The organism is Psychrobacter halotolerans (assembly GCF_039680845.1).
Classification (GTDB): domain Bacteria; phylum Pseudomonadota; class Gammaproteobacteria; order Pseudomonadales; family Moraxellaceae; genus Psychrobacter.
On record NZ_JBDKWD010000010.1, the window covers coordinates 1 to 5975 of the forward strand.

2 tRNA genes and 3 rRNA genes are annotated in these 5975 nt (G+C 47.6%); all 5 read right to left on the reverse strand.

Features of this window, described 5'->3' with window-relative positions:
- Positions 1-206: 206 nt before the first annotated feature.
- Positions 207-320 (reverse strand): 5S ribosomal RNA (gene rrf / locus AAJP47_RS13405).
- 188 nt (positions 321-508) lie between these two features.
- Positions 509-3366 (reverse strand): 23S ribosomal RNA (locus AAJP47_RS13410).
- A 352-nt stretch (positions 3367-3718) separates the two neighbouring features.
- A tRNA-Ala gene (locus tag AAJP47_RS13415) sits at positions 3719-3794 on the reverse strand.
- Between the two features lie 7 nt (positions 3795-3801).
- Positions 3802-3878: transfer RNA gene (locus AAJP47_RS13420), tRNA-Ile, on the reverse strand.
- A gap of 72 nt (positions 3879-3950) precedes the next feature.
- Positions 3951-5489 (reverse strand): 16S ribosomal RNA (locus tag AAJP47_RS13425).
- The 16S, 23S and 5S rRNA genes sit together here with 2 tRNA genes alongside, the layout of an rRNA operon.
- Positions 5490-5975: the final 486 nt, after the last annotated feature.

Below are 5975 nucleotides of genomic sequence, written 5' to 3' on the forward strand. Positions count from 1 at the left end.
CAAAGAAAAGCCCCTTGATACGTTAGTATCAAGGGGCTAGTCAGGAATAGAGAGCTGACGATGACCTGAGCGCCGTAGAAATTGCATGTCAATTTCAGGCAGCGCAAGAGCAAATCCTTTCAATAGGATTTGCTGTGTAGGTCACTAGAAATAAAAGATAAAAAAAAGAGCCACCCCGCTAAGGATGACTCTTTTTAAGTATAAGGAGCTGACGATGACCTACTCTCACATGGGCGAACCACACTACCATTGGCGCTACGATGTTTCACTTCTGAGTTCGGGAAGGGATCAGGTGGTGCCATCGTGCTATTGTCGTCAGCAAAGGGGGTTAGATATGAGTCTGTTGTAGTACTTATTGACTACTAACTTAAGGGATTAGCTTAAGGGTTTCAACTAAGCTTGACTGAATCAAGTGTTAGGTGATATCGAAATATTCTTTCTTTATTCTAAAGCTTTCGCTTTACAAGATAGATTAATTAGACTTGTATACAAACCACTTGGGTGTTGTATGGTCAAGCCAAACGAGCAATTAGTACAGGTTAGCTACACGCATCGCTGCGCTTCCACACCCTGCCTATCAACGTCCTAGTCTTGAACGGCTCTTTAGGGAAATCTAATCTTGAGGTGGGCTTCCCGCTTAGATGCTTTCAGCGGTTATCCCATCCGAACGTAGCTACCGGGCAATGCCACTGGCGTGACAACCCGAACACCAGAGGTTCGTCCACTCTGGTCCTCTCGTACTAGGAGCAGATCCTCTCAAATTTCCAACGCCCACGGTAGATAGGGACCGAACTGTCTCACGACGTTCTAAACCCAGCTCGCGTACCTCTTTAAATGGCGAACAGCCATACCCTTAGGACCTGCTTCAGCCCTAGGATGAGATGAGCCGACATCGAGGTGCCAAACACCGCCGTCGATATGAACTCTTGGGCGGTATCAGCCTGTTATCCCCAGAGTACCTTTTATCCGTTGAGCGATGGCCCTTCCATACAGAACCACCGGATCACTAAGACCTACTTTCGTACCTGCTCGACTTGTGGGTCTCGCAGTTAAGCGCGCTTTTGCCTTTATACTCTATGAACGATTTCCGACCGTTCTGAGCGCACCTTCGTACTCCTCCGTTACTCTTTAGGAGGAGACCGCCCCAGTCAAACTACCCACCATACATTGTCCTCGGTATTGTTATACCTGAGTTAGAACCCCAACATGACCAGGGTGGTATTTCAAGATTGGCTCCACCAAGACTAGCGTCTCGGCTTCAAAGCCTCCCACCTATCCTGCACAAGTCAGGTCAAAGTTCAATGTAAAGCTGTAGTAAAGGTTCACGGGGTCTTTCCGTCTAGCCGCGGGTACACAGCATCTTCACTGCGATTTCGATTTCACTGAGTCTCTGCTGGAGACAGCGCTGCCATCATTATGTCATTCGTGCAGGTCGGAACTTACCCGACAAGGAATTTCGCTACCTTAGGACCGTTATAGTTACGGCCGCCGTTTACTGGGGCTTCGATCAAGAGCTTCGCTTACGCTAACCCCATCAATTAACCTTCCAGCACCGGGCAGACATCACACCCTATACGTCCACTTTCGTGTTTGCAGAGTGCTGTGTTTTTAATAAACAGTTGCAGCAGCCTGGTATCTGCGACTGCCAATAGCTTACGGAGCAAGTCCTTCACCATCAGCAGCGTACCTTCTCCCGAAGTTACGGTACCATTTTGCCTAGTTCCTTCAGCAGAGTTCTCTCAAGCGCCTTGGTATTCTCTACCTGATCACCTGTGTCGGTTTAGGGTACGATTCGTTTATGACTATCGCTTAGAAGCTTTTCCTGGAAGCATGGTATTTGCCACTTCGCTGTACAAGTACAGCTTGCTATCAGATCTCGGTATAAAATAGCCCGGATTTACCTAAGCTATAAACCTACATCCTTCCACCTGGACAACCATCGCCAGGCTGGCATAACCTTCTCCGTCCCTCCATCGCATCATAAACAAGTATCGGAATATTAACCGATTTCCCATCGACTACGCCTTTCGGCCTCGCCTTAGGGGTCGACTCACCCAGCCCCGATTAACGTTGGACTGGAACCCTTGATCTTCCGGCGTGCGAGCTTTTCACTCGCATTATCGTTACTCACGTCAGCATTCGCTCTTGTGATACCTCCAGCATGCTTTACAACACACCTTCACAGGCTTACACAACGCTCCCCTACCACTTGAAAACAAATTCAAATCCGCAGCTTCGGCTCCTAGTTTGAGCCCCGTTACATCTTCCGCGCGGGCCGACTCGACTAGTGAGCTATTACGCTTTCTTTAAAGGATGGCTGCTTCTAAGCCAACCTCCTAGCTGTCTATGCCTTCCCACCTCGTTTCCCACTTAACTAGGAATTTGGGGCCTTAGCTGGCGGTCTGGGTTGTTTCCCTCTCCACGATGGACGTTAGCACCCACCGTGTGTCTCCCGGATATCACTCATCGGTATTCGGAGTTTGCATCGGTTTGGTAAGTCGGTATGACCCCCTAGCCGAAACAGTGCTCTACCCCCAATGGTGTTCGTCCGAGGCGCTACCTAAATAGCTTTCGGGGAGAACCAGCTATCACCGAGTTTGATTAGCCTTTCACCCCTATCCACAAGTCATCCCCTGGCTTTTCAACGACAGTGGGTTCGGTCCTCCGGTGCCTGTTACGGCACTTTCAACCTGCTCATGGATAGATCACTCGGTTTCGGGTCTATGCCCTGCAACTAATCGCCCTATTAAGACTCGGTTTCCCTACGGCTCCCCTAAACGGTTAACCTTGCTACAGAACATAAGTCGCTGACCCATTATACAAAAGGTACGCGGTCACCCTAATAAATTAAGGCTCCCACTGCTTGTACGCACACGGTTTCAGGTTCTATTTCACTCCCCTCACAGGGGTTCTTTTCGCCTTTCCCTCACGGTACTGGTTCACTATCGGTCAGTCAGGAGTATTTAGCCTTGGAGGATGGTCCCCCCATCTTCAAACAGGATTTCTCGTGCCCCGCTCTACTTAATATGTTAATGCTAATGTTTCGAATACAGGACTATCACCTACTACGGTCAGCTTTCCCACGCTGTTCTTCTACATTAGTACTAATCGGCTTCTCCCCGTTCGCTCGCCGCTACTAGGGGAATCTCAATTGATGTCTATTCCTAAGGGTACTGAGATGTTTCACTTCCCCTCGTTCGCTTCCTAATAAATTAGGATACCTACCTTATGGTAAGTGGGTTTCCCCATTCAGAAATCTCCGGATCACAGGATATTGCCGCCTCCCCGAAGCTTATCGCAGGCTGTCACGTCTTTCATCGCCTCTGACTGCCAAGGCATCCACCATGTGCGCTTCATTACTTGACCATACAACCCCAAGTAGTCTTTCGACTTCAAAGTGTCATACAATCTAATTATGATAACGATATCACCTATGTTTATACGCTTGATTCAGTTCTCTTTACTTTTTTAGTAACCAACCCCTGGGATAACAACTGATGTCGTTAAGAGGTCGATTACTAAGGTTAAGAAGGGCGCGTGAACACGCTCTTCCTAACCCAGACTCATATCTATGTTTTTAAATAGTTTCTATGCTCTCATCGAGTCACAGATTTCCGTATAAAACAGAAAGAAGTAATCTTGTCTCTATTCAAGATAAATCACTTGTTTCTATTTAATACCTATTTTATTTATTCGCATGCTAAGCTTAACTAAGTAGTGGTGGAGCCAAACGGAGTCGAACCGTTGACCTCCTGCGTGCAAGGCAGGCGCTCTACCAACTGAGCTATGGCCCCATATAAATGGTGGGTCTAAGTGGACTTGAACCACTGACCCCCGCGTTATCAACACGGTGCTCTAACCAGCTGAGCTACAGACCCAATACGTCCTAAAACGTAAGCTTAAACTAAAGAACAACTTGTTGTGAATTCTTGCTGACCGAATGCTGTCTATAAGGAGGTGATCCAGCCGCAGGTTCCCCTACGGCTACCTTGTTACGACTTCACCCCAGTCATCAACCACACCGTGGTGATCGCCTTCCTTACGGTTAGGCTAACCACTTCTGGTGCAATCAACTCCCATGGTGTGACGGGCGGTGTGTACAAGGCCCGGGAACGTATTCACCGCGGCATTCTGATCCGCGATTACTAGCGATTCCTACTTCATGGAGTCGAGTTGCAGACTCCAATCTGGACTACGATAGGCTTTTTGAGATTCGCATCACATCGCTGTGTAGCTGCCCTCTGTACCTACCATTGTAGCACGTGTGTAGCCCTGGTCGTAAGGGCCATGATGACTTGACGTCGTCCCCGCCTTCCTCCAGTTTGTCACTGGCAGTATCCTTAGAGTTCCCGGCTTAACCCGCTGGTAACTAAGGACAAGGGTTGCGCTCGTTGCGGGACTTAACCCAACATCTCACGACACGAGCTGACGACAGCCATGCAGCACCTGTATTCTAATTCCCGAAGGCACTCCCGCATCTCTGCAGGATTCTAGATATGTCAAGACCAGGTAAGGTTCTTCGCGTTGCATCGAATTAAACCACATGCTCCACCGCTTGTGCGGGCCCCCGTCAATTCATTTGAGTTTTAACCTTGCGGCCGTACTCCCCAGGCGGTCTACTTATTGCGTTAGCTGCGTCACTAAGTCCTCAAGGGACCCAACGACTAGTAGACATCGTTTACGGCGTGGACTACCAGGGTATCTAATCCTGTTTGCTACCCACGCTTTCGAGCCTCAGTGTCAGTATGATGCCAGAAGGCTGCCTTCGCCATCGGTATTCCTCCAGATCTCTACGCATTTCACCGCTACACCTGGAATTCTACCTTCCTCTCACCTACTCTAGCCTGACAGTATCAGATGCAGTTCCCAGGTTAAGCCCGGGGATTTCACATCTGACTTATCAAGCCACCTACGCTCGCTTTACGCCCAGTAATTCCGATTAACGCTTGCACCCTCTGTATTACCGCGGCTGCTGGCACAGAGTTAGCCGGTGCTTATTCTGCAGCTAATGTCATCGTCTACGGGTATTAACCATAGAGTCTTCTTCACTGCTTAAAGTGCTTTACAACCAAAAGGCCTTCTTCACACACGCGGCATGGCTGGATCAGGGTTTCCCCCATTGTCCAATATTCCCCACTGCTGCCTCCCGTAGGAGTCCGGGCCGTGTCTCAGTCCCGGTGTGGCTGATCATCCTCTCAGACCAGCTACAGATCGTCGCCATGGTAGGCCTTTACCCCACCATCTAGCTAATCCGACTTAGGCTCATCTAATAGCGAGAGCAACAAGTTGCCCCCTTTCTCCCGTAGGTCGTATGCGGTATTAATTCGAGTTTCCCCGAGCTATCCCCCACTACTAGGTAGATTCCTAAGTATTACTCACCCGTCCGCCGCTCGTCATCTTCTAGCAAGCTAGAAATGTTACCGCTCGACTTGCATGTGTTAAGCCTGCCGCCAGCGTTCAATCTGAGCCATGATCAAACTCTTCAGTTTAATCTTGCTATGAAGCTCTTTAAAGAAGCTTCTAAACTTGGCTCATCTAATCTGGCAAAATCGCTAAAAATTATGTTCGTAATGAATTAACTTTGAGTTTTTCTGCTGTCTTAAATGATAATTTTTATAGTTAGAATAAACTCCGAAAAGAAGTCTAAACCAACTTTATTTTTAGCATTCTGAATCAGCAAAAATCCACACAAGTTGTTCTTTAGTTATGCTTTTAAATAATGTCTGACCACTGTCGTCCAGTAGCAGGTAACGCTTATTCTGTCTTACTAATTATTACATAACCAATGTGGCTTATCCTAATTAGCGAGCTGACTATCATATCATGTTTTAATAGACTGTCAAGCTTCTTTTTTTAATTCGTTTCAATAAGTTAGCTCGTTAATTTATAGTGACTAATCACTATCTTCTTAACTGCTTTGCCTTAATGAGGTGCGTATTATAGACGCTTTATTTATGAAGTCAAGAAGTATTTTT